Raw genomic sequence first — 15,972 nt, forward strand, 5'->3', positions numbered from 1 at the left:
ATCAGATCTCCCCCTTTTTGGCCCTCCCGGGGTTCTTTTTTTCCCCCCCCCCCCCCCCCCCCCCCTCCCCCCCCCACGGCCGTGCGGGGCGCCGGCGTCAGTTGGACTCGGCGGCCCAGGACTTCACGGCGTCGACAAGCGGGGTGGTCGGGCGGCCGATGAGGGTGGAGAGGTCCTTGGAGTCGGAGAGCAGCAGGTTCCCGGCGGTGTCGGCGTCGAGCGCGACGAGGAACCCGGCGGTCCCCTTGTCGAGCCCGGCCCCGGCCAGGGCGGCCCGGTGGGCATCGGCGTCGACGTCCGTGTAGGCGACGTCGCGTCCGAGCGCCTGCCCGAACGCGTCGGCGAGGCCGGCGAGGGTGAACGCCTCGTCGCCGGCGAGCTCGTAGACGCGGCCCTCGTGGCCGTCGGCGGTGAGCACGGCGGCCGCGGCCTCGGCGTAGTCCGCGCGGGTGGCGGCGGAGACCCGGCCCTCGCCGGCGCTGCCGAGCACGGTGCCGGTTGCGGCGGCCTGGCCGAAGGCGGAGAGGTAGTTCTCGGTGTACCAGCCGTTGCGCAGGATGGTGTGGGGCAGGCCGGAGGCGGCGAGGAGCTCCTCGGTGGCCTTGTGCTCGGGGGCCAGGACCAGCGGGGAGCCGGAGGCATCGAGAATGCTCGTGTAGACGATCCGGGCGGCGCCGGCCTTCTTGGCCGCCTCGATGACGTTGCCGTGCTGGCGGGCGCGCTGGCCGACCTCGCTGCCGGAGACGAGCATGACGGTGTCGCCGGCCCCGATGACGCCCTCGGCGGGGGCATCGAAGTCGAAGGCCGCGGTCGCGACGCCGCGCTCGGCGAGGTCGGCGAGCTTCTCGAGCGAGCGGCCGGTCGCGGTGATCTGGGCGGGCTCGATGCCGCGGTTCAGGAGGGACTCGACGATGAGGCGGCCGAGGTGGCCGGTGGCTCCGGTGACGATGATCGACATGCTGGCTCCTTCATGGGGCGGACGCCCCGACTCGATGGTTGAAGGTGTAACCATTCGGGTGCGGGGATTGTTCCCCGGTACGAGGGGAGGACGACGCCGGGGCCCGGCGGCGGATCTACCGTCCAGTCGGGAGGGGCTGCGCTCCGAAGTGTCGACGTGCGTCGTCGGCCTGTTCCTGGCTCAGCTCCGATCGCGATTCGAACCGCTCGATAGGCTTCCCTACCGGCTCTCCGAAGACTTCCAGACGCGCGCTTCTGCCGCCATGACCGCCCGCGCGGCCGCCAGTGCCGGGTGGGGGTTCGGGTTGCTGGTCAGGTTCAGGGGTGGCTCGAAGTGCCGGATCAAATTGGCTTCGATTTCGGCCAGAGACGTCTGGATTCCGTGGGGCTTCAGCCAAGCGGAAAGGGCGAGCGTGTCCTTCATCCAGATCGACAGTCGTTCGTCGGCATCGGGAGCGAGGCCGAAGTTGGCGGAACCGTCGGGCTTCCCTGGATTGCGGGGGATTGCGCGCAAGCGGAGTTGGGAGCGGAACAACGCCGCAAACGACCGGCGGACGGTTGAGCTACCGGTCCGCGCCTTCCTCGAGGAGTCGATGGCGAAGTGGTCGACGAGATCTCGTGAGGCGATGCTGCGTTCCGCCTTGCCGACATAGAGCGGCACTCCAGGGCGAAAGTCGATCCCCAGTTCCTGCCACGCCGACGGCTGGGCCCAGATTGCGTAGATGCCTGGCTGATTGAGGCCTGCCCGGTCGGCCTGAGTGATGGGCTTCGGATCTAGGAGCAGGCCGTCGACGACGTCAGTGACGAAGTCGTCGAGCAGCCGGGCTTCGTTTCGCTTAAGGACGTCGTCCATGGGCCTTCCTTTGTGTCTTCCAGGTCTTTCTGCGGCCAGTGTATGCAGTTAGTCCGATGGCTCGGTGGCCTTGGGGCAACGCTGCCCATCATCGTCCAGGAAAGACATGGCTGGCGGGGCGGACGTCCAACAGGTCCACGCCGCCGGGCGGCTACCTATCGCGCCGGCCGCCCCGTCGGCTTCTTCGCCCGCTTCCCGGCCATCGCCGCCATGCGGTCCTCGTCGCTGTAGGCCGCGGCGACACGCGCGTCCACCATCGGCGCGCCCGCGGCCACGTGCTCGCGGAGCATCGAGACCGAGCCCGCGAACGCGTCCATGGCGGCGTCGACGTTGCGCGGATCGTAGGTCATGGAACGCTCGCGGGAGATCCCGAGCCCGGCGCCGACCTCGATGGCGTCCTGGTTGGCGCCGAGGTACATGAACGTCCAGTCCTCGGCGGCCTCCTGGCGCTCGATGATCTTCTTGACGTCGGCGTGCTTGAGCTCGCGGGAGGCGTTCTCGAGCCCGTCGGTGATGATCCCGAAGATCACGGCACCGGGACGTTCGCCGGCGGGCTTCGCGGCGATGCGGGCGCGGGTCTCCGAGACGGAGCGGCCGATGGCGTCCAGGAGCGCGGTCATGCCGCGAGGGTGCAGCTCGAGGGGTCCGACTTCGGCGATCGGCTTGCCGACGTAGACCTCGGTGAACCGGTCGTCGAACTGGTAGAGGCTGACGGAGGCGTCGGTGCCCTGGGAACGCTGTTCGGCGATGAAGGCGTTGAATCCGCCGATCATGTCGTCGGCGATGGAGGCCATCGAGCCGGAGCGGTCCAGCAGCATGATGATCTCGGTGTGGGTGGTGCTCATGGTGTTCCCCCTTTGCTTGGCCGGCGCTTGGTGAAGCGCGGCGGTTCGTTGCCTGGCGGCGGTGTGCGCTCGAGCTCCGCGTCGTAACGGGCCCGCTCGAGAGAGGCGCTTCCGATCCGTCCTTCGGGGGACCGGTAGGCCTGCAGTGGCGCGGTGCGTGCGAGTCGTGGTGGCACCGCGTTGGGTGAGAGTCCGGCGCGGAGCGCGACGGCCCGGATCGACGCGCCCTCGAGGGCGGCGTGCGCCATGGCCTCATTGAGGGCTTCGTCGAGCAGTTCGCGCGCCTCCCCGAGGACCTCGACTTGGTCCAGGGCGGGGCCCTGAAGGCCTTCCAGGAGTCGGATGGCCTGGCGGATGGCGGCGCGGGAGTCAGTGTTCATGAATTGATTATACGCATAAACTGCGCATGCGCAACTGTTGAGTACGCTATGCGGCGAGTGCGACGCCGGAACGGGCCCCGAGAGCGGGGGCGTCGCTGCGGATGGAGTTGGCCTGGGCGAGGACCTGTTCCGGTGTGAGGCCGGCCTCGGCGGAGCGCCGGGCCATGACGGCCATCCGGTCGGCGAGCTCGTTGCCGGCGTCGCCGTTGTGCCCCTTGACCCACTCCACGCGAAGGGGGAGTCCCTTCATCTGGTGGAAGATCGCATCAACGATCGCGAGGCTGCGTAGCGTTGCCCGCTCGGGTGCCCATCCCGGGTGCTGGAGCATGCGGACGGCGAGCTGGCTGTCGGAGCGGACCGTGAAGGCGCACGACTCGTTGCTCGGGCACGGAACATGGGCCACGGCCTCCTTCAGGGCGAACAGGATGGCCCGCAGCTCCGCTTCGAGGACGTCCCTGCCGCGGCATGCTTGGTGGCCGAGCCGAGGAAGGATCCCGTGGCCGAAGTCGATCGCCCACCCTTGGCCCGTCCAGCCCCGCGTGCCGGCGGAAGCGTCGGTCGAGACGATGACGTCTCGGTAGCACGAGGCGATCTCCGCGGCGATGGCGGCCTCGTTCGCGGCCGCTGCCACCTGGGGCGGGAAGAGGTTGGACACGACGAAACCGCGGGCGGTGAGCGCCTTGCCGATGCCGAGGCGCTCGAGGAGGCCGCCCTCATCGCAGTAGACGACCTCGGCGGCGTTGCGGCGGATGGCGCGGATGGCCTTGTCCAACTGCTGGTGAAGCCGGCCGAAGTGGGGTCCCATGTCCTCCTCGACGACCCGCCCTGTGCGAGTCGCGACGAGATTGCCGCCGACCGCGAGCGCGACGGACCAGAAAGCCAGACCGCGTCGGCTGCCGACGCTGATGGCGATGCCGTCGCGGGATGCCACTTCCCGGAAGGCCGGGATGTACCGGTGGGCGGGTGGAGCGGGAATCGGGTGCTGCATGACTGCCTCCTCGTGTAGCTGGAACTCGGTCGCCGGTGCCTCCTTCGCTCGATGCATCGGTTGCCGAGAACACTAGGAACCGGCACTGACAGTTTGGTGAGGACCCAATTCACGTAGGATCGCCTGTAGTGCAGAACAGGCGGCTCGTGAGCCCGGTTCCCTTTCGATGGAGATTCGTCTTGAAGAAGCAGATCAAAGTTGTCGGCGCAGTCATTCTGGAGGCCGGCAAGGTCCTGTGTGCTCAGCGAGGAGACGGCGGAAGCCTAGGCGGGATGTGGGAGTTTCCCGGCGGCAAGGTTGAACCCGAGGAGACGCCGCGTGCGGCCCTTGAGCGCGAGATCGACGAGGAACTCCTGTGTCAGGTGGAGGTAGGCGACGAAGTCACGACGACGACCCACGAGTACGACTTCGCGACCATCGTCCTCACGACGTTCTACTGCCGGCTCGTCGAGGGCACGCCTCAGCTGACTGAGCACGCGGACGTCAAGTGGCTGGCTCCCGAGGAACTGCACGAGCTCGAGTGGGCTCCTGCGGATGTCCCCGCAGTCGATCTGATTCGCGCACAGCTCGTCGCGTGAGGGTCGATCTCTCCTTCGCTGGCCACCTGGCCGCGGATGTCAACCACGGTTTCATTGCCAAGGCCGAGCATGCGCGAAAACAGTTCCATCCGCAGGTGGTCCTCAATAGCGAAGGAGCTTCCGTTCTCCGCACGCTGCGCGAAGAGTTGGGACGATGCGAAGGATTCACGTTCTCCGTCGCTTTCGTGACACCGAGGGCCATTGCGCTCATCAAGCAAGAGCTCGTCGATTTCCGGGGGCGCGGGCGAATCATCACCTCGGACTACCTGCGCTTCAACTCTCCGGAGGCCTTCGCAGAGCTCTACAATCTGAGGCGGCTCGGCGTCGACGTGCGGATTCACTCCGCTGAAGCCTTCCACCCGAAGGGCTATGTCTTCGAGCATCCGGCTTTGGTCACCGCGATGGTGGGCAGCTCGAACCTCACAGAGAACGCGATCGTCAAGAACCACGAATGGAATCTCAAAGTCTCCGCTGCGCGCGACAGCGACTTGGCCGACCAGGTCTCGGAGCTGGTTCAACATCAGCTTGACGAGTCTGTTCCACTGACCGAGGAGTGGATCGAGGCCTATCGGGCGGGCTACATCCCGCCGCGCCCTCGGACCAGGGTGGCGCCGCAAGGCCCCACCGATGCGGATTCTGCCATCGCGACCCGCCCGGGCATCGTTCCCAATCTGATGCAGAAGGATGCGCTCGAGGCCTTGGAGAAAGTGCGGCTCTCAGGTCAGCGGAAAGCCATCATCATCTCGGCGACGGGCACCGGCAAGACCATTCTCTCGGCCTTGGATGTTCGTGCCTACCAGCCGCAACGGATGCTGTTCGTTGTGCATCGGGAGCAAATTCTCGACCGCACCATCGAGGAATATCGCCAGGTCCTGGGAGGGTCGATTCGTGACTTCGGAAAGCTGACGGGCACCGTCAAGGAACCGAATTCCCGCTTCGTGTTTGCTACCGTTCAGACTCTGTCGCAGCCAGGGGTTCTAGAACAGTTCCGGGACGACCACTTCGAGTACGTTCTGATCGACGAGGCCCATCGAGTGGGCGCGACGAGCTACCAACGCGTCCTGGGTCATTTCCAACCAAAGTTCCTGTTGGGGATGACGGCGACACCTGAGCGCAGCGACGGATTCAACGTGTTCGAGCTCTTCGACTACAACGTTCCATACGAAATCCGCCTCAATCATGCGCTCGAGGCGGACATGTTGAGCCCGTTCCACTACTACGGCATCGCTGATGTCACCTACGACGACGGCACGACGCTCGAGGAGGGTGCCGACCTACGCCGATTGGTCACCGCCGAGCGCGTGGAGCACGTGATCGATGCACTGGAAACGTACGGACAAGCGGGCGTCGCACCTCGCGGACTGATCTTTTGCTCACGCAAGGACGAGGCGCTGGCGTTGTCAGAAGCCTTGAACGAAGGATCGCTTCGGGGCCGCGGCTTGCGCACGGTCGCGCTCTCCGGGGATGACCCGGTCGGGCGTCGCGAAGAGGTCGTTCGTCAGCTGGAGGCCGGAGAGCTGGACTACATCCTGACGGTCGACATCTTCAATGAGGGAATCGACATCCCCTCGATCAATCAGGTGGTCATGCTTCGCCAGACGCAGTCTGCGATCGTCTTCGTTCAGCAGCTGGGCCGGGGCTTGCGCAAGTCATCTGGCAAGGAGTATCTGGTCGTGATCGACTTCATCGGCAACTACGCCAACAACTTCATGATCCCCATCGCGCTGTTTGGGGACGACTCTCTGAACAAGGAGTCTTTGCGCAAGAACCTCATCGCCGCCGAAGAGTCCGGCGTCCTCCCGGGCTTGTCCAGTGTCCGGTTCGACAAGATCTCCCAGGAGCGCGTTCTCAAGTCCATTTCGCAAGCGTCCCTGGATAGCACGTTGCGCCTGAAGGCCGCACTTCAGGCCATGGCCAACCGAGTGGGTGGCCTGCCGCGGCTCATGGACTTCTATCGCTTCGAATCGGTTGACCCGGTGCTCTTGGCGACGCGCAAGGAGCACTATCCTTTGTTGGTCAAGTCTTTGATTGGTCATACCTACGATCTGACGGAAGTTGAGCACAAGGCCCTGGGCCTGCTGTCACATGAAGTGTTCCCGGCGAAGCGGCTCCACGAGTTCGTCCTCTTGAGCCTCCTCCTGAGAAGCCGCGTCGTCACCCTGTCGGAATTTGAGGCTGCCCTTCAGGACGAGGGCTTGAGCCACACGTTGCCGGTCATGCAAGGTGCCATCTCGACGTTCACGCTGGAACACCACGCACAAGCGGACTTTAAGCGATACGGCTCTGGGATCGTGAACGGCTTGGACGAGGGCGCCGTCGGGCTGCGTGACGACGTCTTTGAGTCGTACAGAAGTGCGGCTCGGTTCGCGGAAGAAGTCGACGACTTGATGGCGACCGGGGTCCGCATGGTCCGCGAGCGCTACGACGAATCCGTGCTATTCACTCCTGGCATGCAGTACTCACGCAAGGAGGTCATGAGGAACCTTGCCTGGCCACGCAAGTGGACGTCCACGGTCTACGGCTACAAGGTGGACCGCTCTACCGGTGTTTGCCCCATCTTCGTCACTCTCCACAAGTCGGACGGGATTTCTGAGAGCACGGCTTATGAAGACGAACTCGTCGATCGCACTCACATGAGGTGGTACACGAGGAGTCGCCGCACGCTCCAGAGCGAAGAGGTGCGAGCAATCGTTGCCAATGCCGTCGACTTGCACGTATTCGTCAAGAAGGACGACGCCGAAGGCACGGACTTCTACTATTTGGGGCAAGCCACCTCAAGCGACCCCGTCCAGGACACGATGCCGGGCGAAAACGGAAAGGCCCTGGACGTCGTCCACATGGACCTGCACTTTGCGACGCCCATCGACAGTGCCCTGTTCGACTACTTCCATCCTTCCGTCATCTGACCGGGTGGATGGGTCGAGATGGCCCTAGCCGGCTTGGCGTCGAATGGGGGTGCGCCGCAGCCTCACGGGCCGCGCAGCAAGTCACTCCAGCCGGGGACGGTCCCAATTTGCTCGCGAATCGTCTCGAACGGCCCGTGTCTGCGCTCGCCGTCCGACTACGACTCGTAGTTCTTCACTGAGGCCCGAAGTACGTCGGTGTGTTCGTAGATTTCGTCGAGAGAAGACAGCGGATGCCGAGTCTCCGCCTTATTGGCGTCGAAGACGCCGATATACTTCTGACTTCGATTGAAGTGAAGACGAGCAATGGGTTTGCGGTTGTTGTCGTCTAGGAGAATCGCGAAGTAGGACTTTGCGTCACGATGCACGATTCGATGGGGCTTGACGTCGCTGCACACGATGGCACGGACGATCTGGAAGCCTTCGAGCTCCTCCAGGGTCGTTTCGATCCCGTCTGATTCCTGGAGCTCCTTCTCTACGACGGATTCGCTCGTGACCGTTGCGGCCAACGTCGCAGCCTCAGTGCGGGGGAGTGGGGACTCGCCCAGAGCCGCCTTGAGGCGGTCATTGACCTGGTCGCTTAGATACTGGCGGGATGCCTTTGCGACCAGCGACGAAAACTGGTCTCGAACACGCTGGGTTATTGGTCCTTCGTAGACCTTGGCCGTGAGGAACTTGACCCACTCATCGGTCGGTGCTTGAAAGAGCGCTGCGATATGCCGTTTCAGTTGTCCGATGTACTTGAGCTCCTCGGCTGCACTCACTACTGAATCGAGGTCGAACTCGTCCTTGGAGAGCTTGAGCAGTTCGGGAATGAGGGTCTCGTCGATGTCACCCATGTCGAGGATGAGGAACGGCTTGGAGTCCATGCGATTTGGTGCGTCTAGGTCCGTGTAGAACTGGTACACCTCGCCGTTGGTGAGGATCGCGATGCGTGCGTTCGTGACGGCGAAATAACGGTAGAGCTGCGAAGCGTGTTCGAACTTCAGATCTCCCGCCGACTTCTTGCACTCGATCAGCATCTGGACGTCTCCGTCACGGACGATCGCATAGTCGATCTTCTCGCCCTTCTTGATGCCGACATCCGCCGTGAACTCCGGAACCACCTCGAGTGGATTGAAGACGTCGTACCCGAGAATCGTCGAGATGAAGGGCATGACGAAGGCGTTCTTCGTGGCCTCTTCAGTGTCGATGATGGCCTTCTGCTGGCGGATCTTGGCCGCGAGGGCATTGAGGCGTTCGGCAAACTGCATGGTCCCCCCCTGTGTCGTGCATGTTGCGCGTATCACTTGTATGTCTGACCATATATCGGCGTGGCGACCAATGCGTGGCGAAGACACGCACCTGTCGCTCCTGCCGGAGCGAGTGCGAGATCTTGGGGCCACAGAAGTTGCGTCCCCCGCTCCTACGCTTCCCGGAACTCCGACTGGTCCCGCAAGTCGATCCGCACGCCGTGGCGAGGCCAGTCCCGGCGCCCGTCCCCGCCGCCGCACCCAAGCGCGGGAGCCGGGCTCCGCCGTCGTACCTCCCGGCCCTCCGGCCCGGCTACTCCACCCGCGCCGCCCCCAGACGGGCGGCCATGGCCGGATCGCGGTGGTCGAAGAACTGCGAGGCGCCCTCGTCCAGGGCGGCGATCCGCTCCATTTGTCCGGCGTCGAGCTCGAAGCCGAACACGTCGAGGTTCTCGCGGATCCGCTCCGGCGTGACGGACTTGGGGATCACCACGACGCCGCGCTGGATGAGCCAGCGCAGCACGACCTGGGCCACGGACCGGCCGTGCGCCGCGCCGATCTCCGACAGCACGGGATGGGTGAAGAGGTTGTTCCGCCCCTCCGCGAACGGGCCCCAGGACTCGATCTGCACGCCGTGCTCCCGCATGAACTCCTGGTCCGCGGCGCGCTGGTGGAACGGATGCGTCTCGACCTGGTTCACGGCCGGGACCACCTCGTTGTTGGTGATGAGGTCGATCAGCCGGTCCGGGTGGAAGTTGGAGACCCCGATCGCCCGGATCCGGCCCTGCCCGTAGAGATCCTGCATGGCCCGCCACTCGGAGTAGTAGTCGCCGAACGGCTGGTGGATCAGGTACAGGTCCAGGGTGTCCAGGCCGAGCTTGGACAGCGAGGCCTCGAACGCCCGGTGCGTGTTCTCCTCCCCGGCGTCCTGGACCCACAGCTTGGTGGTGATGAACAGCTCCTCCCGGGGGATCGCGCTGGCCCGGATCGCGGCGCCGACGGCGGTCTCGTTGCCGTAGCCCGAGGCCGTGTCGATGAGCCGGTAGCCCGCGGCGAGGGCCTCCTCGACGGCCCGCTGCGTCTGGTCCTGAGGCACCTGGTAGACGCCGAAGCCGAGGATCGGCATCTCGACGCCGTTGTTCAGGGTCACGGTCTGAATGCTGGGGTCCCTTCCTCCACGGGCGCCCGGTGCGGCGCCCACGCATCCATCCAACACCCGCGAGGCGGCGCGTGGGAGGTGTTGTCAGGGCCTCGATGACGCTCGGCGCGGGATCAGAGGCCCAGGACCAGGGCGAGGCCCCGGTCGACGTCCTTCATCAAGTCGGTGGGAACCAGCCCGGCGTTTTCCGCGAGGTCGTACCGGTTGAGTGTGACGAGCTGACTGACGTTGGCGACGGAATCCTTGGGCAGCCCGACTCCGCTGGCTGGTAGGAACACGTTGCCCGGCATGGTCGCCAGTTCGGTGTTCGACGTCACGACGACCGCCAGAACGGTTCGAATCGAGGACCTGTTGAAGGCCTCGGACTGGACGACCAGGACGGGGCGGCGCTTGGCCGGCGCGCTTCCCTGTGGATCGCCCAGATCCGTCCAGTAGATTTCACCCCGTCTGATCACCAGTCGTCGCCGTCTGCGATGAGGATTCGTTGGCCGGCGGCGACGGCGAAGTCTGCGTCGCCGCCGCCGCCGCCCGCCCGTGCCAGGGTTGCGTCAACACGGGCCGTGACGGACTCCGACGACGAGGCGCGAATGAGGAGTTCGGCAGCGCGCCGATAGAACTCGGAGCGCGACACTCCCATGGCTTGGGCCGCGGCCTCGGCTTGTTCGAAGGTGCTGTCAGGGATGGAGATCGCCGTCTTCATGCTCAAAGTATAACCGGGTTATACCGCGGTGGCTCCACTCGTCCCAGCTTCTGGGGATTGCGCATCACGTAGATCCCGGTGACCACGCCGCCGTCGATCCGGAAGCCGACCGCCGTCTCCACTCCCGCGCCGGACACCGCCACGATCCCGGCCCGGCCATTGAGCTCGGCCGGCTCGAGCCGGCTCACGTCCGGGCGGGCCATGATCCCGGCCGAGAAGCGCAGCACGTTCTCCCGCCCCACGATGGGCCGCAAGGCGGCACGGCGGAGCCCGCCGCCATCGCTGATCAGCACCACGTCCGGCGAGAGCAGCTGCAGCAGGTCGTCTATGGAGCCGCCGCGCGAAGCGGCCAGGAAGCGCTCGGTGACCTCGCGGTGCCGGGCCGCGTCCACGGGGAAGCGCGGCGAGGCCTCCCGCACGTGCTCCCGGGCCCGCGAGGCCAGCTGCCGCGCCGCCTCCGGCGAGCGGTCCAGCGCCTCGGCGAGCTCCGCGTACGGCAGCCCGAACACCTCCCGCAGCACAAAGGCGGCGCGCTCGGCGGGGGAGAGGGACTGCAGCACCACGAGCATCGCCAGCGACACCGACTCGGCGAGCTCGGCCGCGGAGCCGGGCTCCGGCGTCGTACTCCCGTCCCCGCCCCGCACCCCCGCTCCGGGAACGACGCCGAACGGTCCCGTCCCGTACACCGGTTCCGGCAGCCACGGGCCCACGTAGGACTCCCGCAGGCGCCCACGGTGCCGCACCTGGTTCAGCGCCTGCCGGACGACGGCCCGGACCAGGTAGGCGCGCGGCTCGCGGACCGCGGCCGGATCGACGCGCCAGAAGCGCAGCCACGTCTCCTGCACGGCGTCCTCGGCGTCGCCGACGGTGCCGAGCACGCGGTAGGCAGCGCCCAGCATGGCGGCACGGTGGCGCTCGAAGAGGGCGGTGGCGTTCGAAGAGGTCGGCGGCGTCCTCGGCGGGGCCGTCCTCACTGCGCGGCGCAGGTGGGGTCTCCATGGGGCTGGTATTCACACAACTCCTTGAATCCCTGCGCCGTCAACCCCATCGCCGCGTTGAAGCGCGAACGCTGGTTCTCCAGGGCGATCATCGCGGTCAGCTCCACGAGCGCCGCGTCCGTCATGCGCTCGCGGAGGGCCGCCACCATGGCGTCGTCGACCGTCGGCGGCGTGGTGGTGGAGGCGATCGCGAAGTCGACCGCGAGGCGCTCCGCCTCCGTGAGCACGCCGCCGGGGTCGCCGTCCGTCACGGCGCGCAGCTTGGCCGGATCCACGCCCTGGTGCCGCGACTCCCAATAGCCGAAGTCCAGGCACCACGAGCAGCCGATCTCCGCCGAGACCGCCATGACGGCGAGGGCCTTGAGCGTGGGATCGGCCTGGTTCCAGCGGCCCGCGCCGAACTCGGTGGCGAGCGAGGTGTTCAGGACTCGGGGGTTGTGGAACGCCGCCGCGACCGGATCGAGCAGGCGCCCGAAGCGGCGGCGGCACAGCGCCTCGAGGAGCCGCAGCTTGGGCGTGCGAGGATGGTCGGTGGGGATGCGGGCCATGACGGGCTCCCTTCCTTTCGGTGGTACGGGAAGGACACCGGCCGCGCGGCGGATGTGACATCGGGGAGAGGAGGACGGCCGGGTGAGGGGCCCACGGAAGGTGCGGCCGCGGCCGCGGCCTTGTTGGTGGCGGTGGTTGCCGGCGCGGGAGCGACGATGGCGGATGACAGCCCCTGCACGTACTACGAGATGGAACGGTGGCTGGACTGCGGGGGTGTGACGGACCTTGGTGCCATCCCGGTTGAAGCGGAGGCGACCGAGGTCTCCATCACCATCCCCGAGGGCGTCGCCGGGACGGGCTACGATCGGCTGGCCGACTTCGACGCCGTCGAATCCATCCAACTGATCCGCGTCGACAACCGTGCCCTGGACGCCATCGCCGGGATGGAATCCCTCCGGCGCGCTGAAGTGCATCTCGCCGAAGGCGTGGTCCTCGACCAGGCCGCCCTCGGCCGGCTCGACCAGCTGGCGTCCCTGTCGCTGACCACCCAGACGCCGGTCGATTTCTCGCAGGTGACGGGCCTGGATTCCCTCGAGTCCCTGTACCTGCGCGCCGCGGGCCGGCCGACCGTCGTCGTGCCGGCCGGGGCGACCGCCACCTGGCCGGCCATCCGCGACCTCGGCGGCCGCGCCATCACACCGACGTTCACGTGGGTCGACGGCTACCATCCCTCCACGCATCCGAGGCTCGTCGACGAGGCGACCCTGACCGCCACGTCGGTGAAGACCGGGCGGTGGGGCGCCGTGCTCCTGTCCTTCGCGCGGACCGGAACCGGCCCGCTGCCGGGCCTGCCGCGGCTCCGCACCCACGGCCTGTACGACACGGTCGGCGTCCACGTCACCGGTGTCCACCGCCACCACCCCCTGAGTATCGACAAGTACCGTCCGGCGTCCGAACGGCCCGCGCTCGTCGGCGACACGCTGGCCGTTCCCTACGATCCGCCGGCCTCCCCGTTCGACGTGCAGTGGTTCCGGGACGGGCAGCCGATTCCCGGGGCTACCGGGCCCGAGTACCAGCTCGTGGCTGCGGACGGGGCACGAAGGATCTCCGTTCGCTACACCTTCGTCGCCCTTGACCGGTGGCGGCCGCTCGTCCCCGCCTCGACGGTGACGGCGACATACGGCGACATCATCAGGACGACGCCGGTGAAGGCGACGCTGGGCGGGACCCATCGCGCCGGACGCGTGGTGACGGCCTCAGTTCCCGCGGACGTCTTCCCCCAGGCCCAGCGCAGCTACCAGTGGTTCGCGGGAGACGAGCCGATCAAGGGGGCCACGAAGCCCTCCTTCACGCTGCGGCAACGGGACGTCAACCAGCCGATCCACGCACGCGTGACCCTGAGCGGGCCGGGGATCGCACCGATGACCGTGGCGAGCGCCAAGAAGGTCGTGCTTCCCGGCCAGATCACCGGAACCGTCCCGAAGATCAGCGGGAAGATGGTCGTCGGGCACAAGCTCACCGCCATTGCGGGGACCTCGACTCCGAAGGCGACGTCCATCGGCTACCAGTGGCTGAGGAACGGCAAGCCGGTTGCCGGATCCAGGGGAACGGCCAAGAGCTACTCGATCCTCCCGGCGGACGTGGGGCAGAGGATCGGCCTCCGGGTGCACTACGGCCACCTCGACGTCGCGAGCGACACCAAGGTTTCTGCCGCCTCCGCGAAGGTCGCCGCCGGTGCCATCGCGGTCACCAAGGCGCCCGTGGTCACCGGCACCAAGCGGGCCGGAAGCATCTTGACGGCCGTTGCCGGCAGTGATGCGCCGCGGCCTTCGGCGGTGCGGTACCAGTGGCTGGCCAACGGCAAGGCGGTCAAGGGGGCGACGTCGTCGAAGCTGCGGATGACGGCTGCGCTCGCGAAGGCCAAGATCAGCGTCAGGGTCACCGTGTCCGCGGGTGGCTACAAGGCCCGGGCCGTGACGTCGAAGGCACGGTAGGGAGGCCGGACGCGGCGACCAGGACGACGCCGTTTCCCCCTCCACAGCTTCGATGCCAGGGGTGTTGTCCACGGTTGCCGGAAACTCTTGCTCATTCGAAGAAAGTTTCGATGATGATGGATTCATGACCATCAACGAGCTGCCGGCGGATCCGTTCCGGGAGGGCGCGTGGGCCGTCCCCGGAGCGGAGCGGATCCCGCGCCCTTCCCGGAGGGCGGTGTTGCCGCGGCCGCTGCGGCCGCCGGGCCCGCTCCAGGCGGCAGCCCGGGAACCGGCGACGGCATGCCCGCTGACAGCGGGGCCATTGTCCCTGACGACGGATGGGCCGTCCCCGGAACGGGTCCCGCGCCCTTGCCGGACGGGTCCGGGGATGGAGCCGGCGATGGGGCCGGCAGCGGGGCCGTGGCGTTGGCCGGGCTGCGGGAGGCCTTGCGCGGCTGGTCGGACACCATCCAGGCCCAACCACCGGGCCGGCACGCGCTCGCGGGCCTGCTGCGCGGACTCGAGAAGCTCTCCGTGGAGGTCCAACGCGCCCAGGTCATCGCCGCCCGCGCGGCCGAGGACGAGCAGATCACCCTCCTCGGTGCCGCCCCGGGACCCGGCGGGCGGGCCGAGTACCGGGACACCTCCGACTACCTGGCCAAGGAACTGCACATCCCACGCTCCGAGGCCCGGGCCCGGCTCGAAGCGGCCCGGAAACTGCTTCCGCGCACCTCCCTGACCGGCGAACCGCTCCCGGCCCGCTACGAGGCCGCCGCGGCCGCCGTGCACGCGGGCCGGCTCTCGGTCCCGGCCGCCCTGCAACTGACCCGCCGCGTCGAGAAGGCGGCGCCCACGGCCAGGACCCGCCCCGGAGGCGGGACCGCGGAACTGGCCGCGATGGAAGACAGCCTCGTTCAGACCGTGCTGCAGGACGGGCCCGCGACGATGCACCAGGTCGCCGACACCTGGACCCTGTTCCTGGACCCCGACGGCCGCGAACCCAGCGAGGAAACCAAGCGCGCGCTCCAGGGCCTGTTCTACCAGGGCCGGTCCCAGAACCTGCACGTGTTCAAACTCGTCACCGACGACGCCCAGGCCGAACAGCTCTTCAGCGTCTGCGCCCCGGCCGCCAACCCCCGCACCGGCCCCCGCACCGCGCCCCACGACGCCGACGGGGCCGGAGACACCAAGGCCCACAGCACCGAGACCAGTGACACCGCAGACGCCGCCAGCGATCCCGCCCCCACCGCGGCGGCCGACGTGGAGGGGGAGCCGGCCGAGGCGCCCGCGGATGGCAGGACGCGGGCCCAGCACCAACTCGAGGGACTCGTCAACGCGGTCGGGATCGCCCTGTCCACGAACAAGCTGCCCCGCAACGGCGGGAACCGGCCCCAGGTCATGGTCACCATCGACTACCAGACCCTGCTGGGCGAGCTCGCCACGATGGGCACCCAACGCTCCGAAGCCGTGCACGCCGGACTCGTCAGCCCCGCCCAGATCCGCCGCCTCGCCTGCGAAGCCGAGCTGATCCCCGTCGTGCTCGGATCCGCCGGACAGGTCCTGGACGCCGGACGCTCCGAACGGCTCTTCACCGAGGAACAACGCAAGATCCTCTACGCCCGCGACCGCGGCTGCACCGCCCCCGGCTGCACCACCCCCGCCAGCGGCACCGAAGCCCACCACATCACCTGGTGGTCACGCGGCGGCACCACCGACATCGACAACGGCGCCCTCTGCTGCCCCTTCCACCACCACCTCGTCCACGACGGCGGCTGGCAGATCACCATGATCAACAACGCCCCCTACTGGATCCCACCACCCCACATCGACCCCGCCCGAAGACCACAACGCAACACCTACTTCCACCCCCAAGCCACCCCCACCTAAACCACAACCCGACGATCCCCACGGTTC

General features: G+C 67.4%; 15 protein-coding genes. 4 read left to right on the forward strand and 11 right to left on the reverse strand.

Annotation, left to right across the window (positions count from 1 at the left end):
• Positions 1-97: 97 nt before the first annotated feature.
• From ACQ3I4_RS13010 to ACQ3I4_RS13030, 5 genes are all read right to left on the reverse strand, one after another.
• Positions 98-958: an SDR family oxidoreductase gene (locus ACQ3I4_RS13010; RefSeq protein ID WP_430633694.1), complete on the reverse strand. Its 861-nt coding sequence runs from the start codon at positions 956-958 to the stop codon at positions 98-100.
• Between the two features lie 219 nt (positions 959-1,177).
• On the reverse strand, positions 1,178-1,810 hold the full coding sequence (locus ACQ3I4_RS13015; protein ID WP_430633695.1) for a GIY-YIG nuclease family protein: 633 nt from the start codon (positions 1,808-1,810) through the stop codon (positions 1,178-1,180).
• A 155-nt stretch (positions 1,811-1,965) separates the two neighbouring features.
• Positions 1,966-2,655 carry a VWA domain-containing protein gene (locus ACQ3I4_RS13020; protein WP_430633696.1) on the reverse strand — a complete coding sequence of 230 codons (690 nt, stop codon included), beginning with the start codon at positions 2,653-2,655 and terminating at the stop codon, positions 1,966-1,968.
• Positions 2,652-3,035 carry a hypothetical protein gene (locus tag ACQ3I4_RS13025; RefSeq protein WP_430633697.1) on the reverse strand — a complete coding sequence of 128 codons (384 nt, stop codon included), beginning with the start codon at positions 3,033-3,035 and terminating at the stop codon, positions 2,652-2,654. Before ACQ3I4_RS13025 ends, ACQ3I4_RS13020 begins: the two co-directional genes overlap by 4 nt.
• Before the next feature lie 46 nt (positions 3,036-3,081).
• Entirely contained in the window at positions 3,082-4,023 is a 942-nt protein-coding gene (locus ACQ3I4_RS13030; RefSeq protein ID WP_430633698.1) for a ribonuclease HI, read from the reverse strand.
• Positions 4,024-4,202: 179 nt separating this feature from the next.
• Here ACQ3I4_RS13030 and ACQ3I4_RS13035 point away from each other — a divergent pair, with 179 nt between their 5' ends.
• Together ACQ3I4_RS13035 and ACQ3I4_RS13040 are read left to right on the forward strand one after the other, a co-directional pair.
• Positions 4,203-4,601, forward strand: coding sequence for a (deoxy)nucleoside triphosphate pyrophosphohydrolase (locus ACQ3I4_RS13035; protein ID WP_430633699.1), 399 nt, complete (start codon positions 4,203-4,205; stop codon positions 4,599-4,601).
• Positions 4,598-7,507, forward strand: a complete 2,910-nt coding sequence (locus tag ACQ3I4_RS13040; protein ID WP_430633700.1) for a DUF3427 domain-containing protein — start codon at positions 4,598-4,600, stop codon at positions 7,505-7,507. Before ACQ3I4_RS13035 ends, ACQ3I4_RS13040 begins: the two co-directional genes overlap by 4 nt.
• 155 nt (positions 7,508-7,662) lie before the next feature.
• Here the strand turns inward: ACQ3I4_RS13040 and ACQ3I4_RS13045 are convergent, their stop codons facing one another.
• From ACQ3I4_RS13045 to ACQ3I4_RS13070, 6 genes are all read right to left on the reverse strand, one after another.
• On the reverse strand, positions 7,663-8,757 hold the full coding sequence (locus tag ACQ3I4_RS13045) for a type I restriction endonuclease (RefSeq protein WP_430633701.1): 1,095 nt from the start codon (positions 8,755-8,757) through the stop codon (positions 7,663-7,665).
• Positions 8,758-9,049: 292 nt separating this feature from the next.
• Positions 9,050-9,886, reverse strand: a complete 837-nt coding sequence (locus ACQ3I4_RS13050; protein WP_430633702.1) for an aldo/keto reductase — start codon at positions 9,884-9,886, stop codon at positions 9,050-9,052.
• Positions 9,887-10,008: 122 nt separating this feature from the next.
• A complete protein-coding gene (locus tag ACQ3I4_RS13055) occupies positions 10,009-10,350 on the reverse strand; it encodes a type II toxin-antitoxin system PemK/MazF family toxin (protein ID WP_430633703.1) in 342 nt (113 codons plus the stop codon).
• On the reverse strand, positions 10,347-10,595 hold the full coding sequence (locus ACQ3I4_RS13060; RefSeq protein ID WP_430633704.1) for a CopG family ribbon-helix-helix protein: 249 nt from the start codon (positions 10,593-10,595) through the stop codon (positions 10,347-10,349). Before ACQ3I4_RS13060 ends, ACQ3I4_RS13055 begins: the two co-directional genes overlap by 4 nt.
• 2 nt (positions 10,596-10,597) lie before the next feature.
• Positions 10,598-11,569 (reverse strand): RNA polymerase sigma factor SigJ, encoded by a 972-nt coding sequence (gene sigJ / locus ACQ3I4_RS13065; protein WP_430633705.1) that lies wholly within the window; start codon positions 11,567-11,569, stop codon positions 10,598-10,600.
• A complete protein-coding gene (locus tag ACQ3I4_RS13070) occupies positions 11,566-12,141 on the reverse strand; it encodes a carboxymuconolactone decarboxylase family protein (RefSeq protein WP_430633706.1) in 576 nt (191 codons plus the stop codon). The genes sigJ and ACQ3I4_RS13070 overlap by 4 nt, the downstream gene beginning before the upstream one ends.
• Positions 12,142-12,297: 156 nt before the next feature.
• Here ACQ3I4_RS13070 and ACQ3I4_RS13075 point away from each other — a divergent pair, with 156 nt between their 5' ends.
• Together ACQ3I4_RS13075 and ACQ3I4_RS13080 are read left to right on the forward strand one after the other, a co-directional pair.
• A complete protein-coding gene (locus ACQ3I4_RS13075) occupies positions 12,298-14,076 on the forward strand; it encodes a hypothetical protein (RefSeq protein WP_430633707.1) in 1,779 nt (592 codons plus the stop codon).
• Between the two features lie 282 nt (positions 14,077-14,358).
• Positions 14,359-15,945, forward strand: a complete 1,587-nt coding sequence (locus ACQ3I4_RS13080) for a DUF222 domain-containing protein (protein ID WP_430633708.1) — start codon at positions 14,359-14,361, stop codon at positions 15,943-15,945.
• Positions 15,946-15,972: the final 27 nt, after the last annotated feature.

This window comes from Zafaria sp. Z1313 (assembly GCF_050563205.1).
Taxonomy (GTDB): domain Bacteria; phylum Actinomycetota; class Actinomycetes; order Actinomycetales; family Micrococcaceae; genus JAZDCJ01.

Excerpts from the sequence above, each read along its gene's own strand:
- ACQ3I4_RS13010 (WP_430633694.1), bottom strand. The coding sequence starts at position 958 with ATGTCGATCATCGTCACCGGAGCCACCGGCCACCTCGGCCGCCTCATC.
- ACQ3I4_RS13015 (WP_430633695.1), bottom strand. The coding sequence starts at position 1,810 with ATGGACGACGTCCTTAAGCGAAACGAAGCCCGGCTGCTCGACGACTTC.
- ACQ3I4_RS13020 (WP_430633696.1), bottom strand. The coding sequence starts at position 2,655 with ATGAGCACCACCCACACCGAGATCATCATGCTGCTGGACCGCTCCGGC.
- ACQ3I4_RS13025 (WP_430633697.1), bottom strand. The coding sequence starts at position 3,035 with ATGAACACTGACTCCCGCGCCGCCATCCGCCAGGCCATCCGACTCCTG.
- ACQ3I4_RS13030 (WP_430633698.1), bottom strand. The coding sequence starts at position 4,023 with ATGCAGCACCCGATTCCCGCTCCACCCGCCCACCGGTACATCCCGGCC.
- ACQ3I4_RS13045 (WP_430633701.1), bottom strand. The coding sequence starts at position 8,757 with ATGCAGTTTGCCGAACGCCTCAATGCCCTCGCGGCCAAGATCCGCCAG.
- ACQ3I4_RS13060 (WP_430633704.1), bottom strand. The coding sequence starts at position 10,595 with ATGAAGACGGCGATCTCCATCCCTGACAGCACCTTCGAACAAGCCGAG.
- ACQ3I4_RS13070 (WP_430633706.1), bottom strand. The coding sequence starts at position 12,141 with ATGGCCCGCATCCCCACCGACCATCCTCGCACGCCCAAGCTGCGGCTC.
- ACQ3I4_RS13075 (WP_430633707.1), top strand. The coding sequence starts at position 12,298 with ATGGCGGATGACAGCCCCTGCACGTACTACGAGATGGAACGGTGGCTG.
- ACQ3I4_RS13080 (WP_430633708.1), top strand. The coding sequence starts at position 14,359 with ATGCCCGCTGACAGCGGGGCCATTGTCCCTGACGACGGATGGGCCGTC.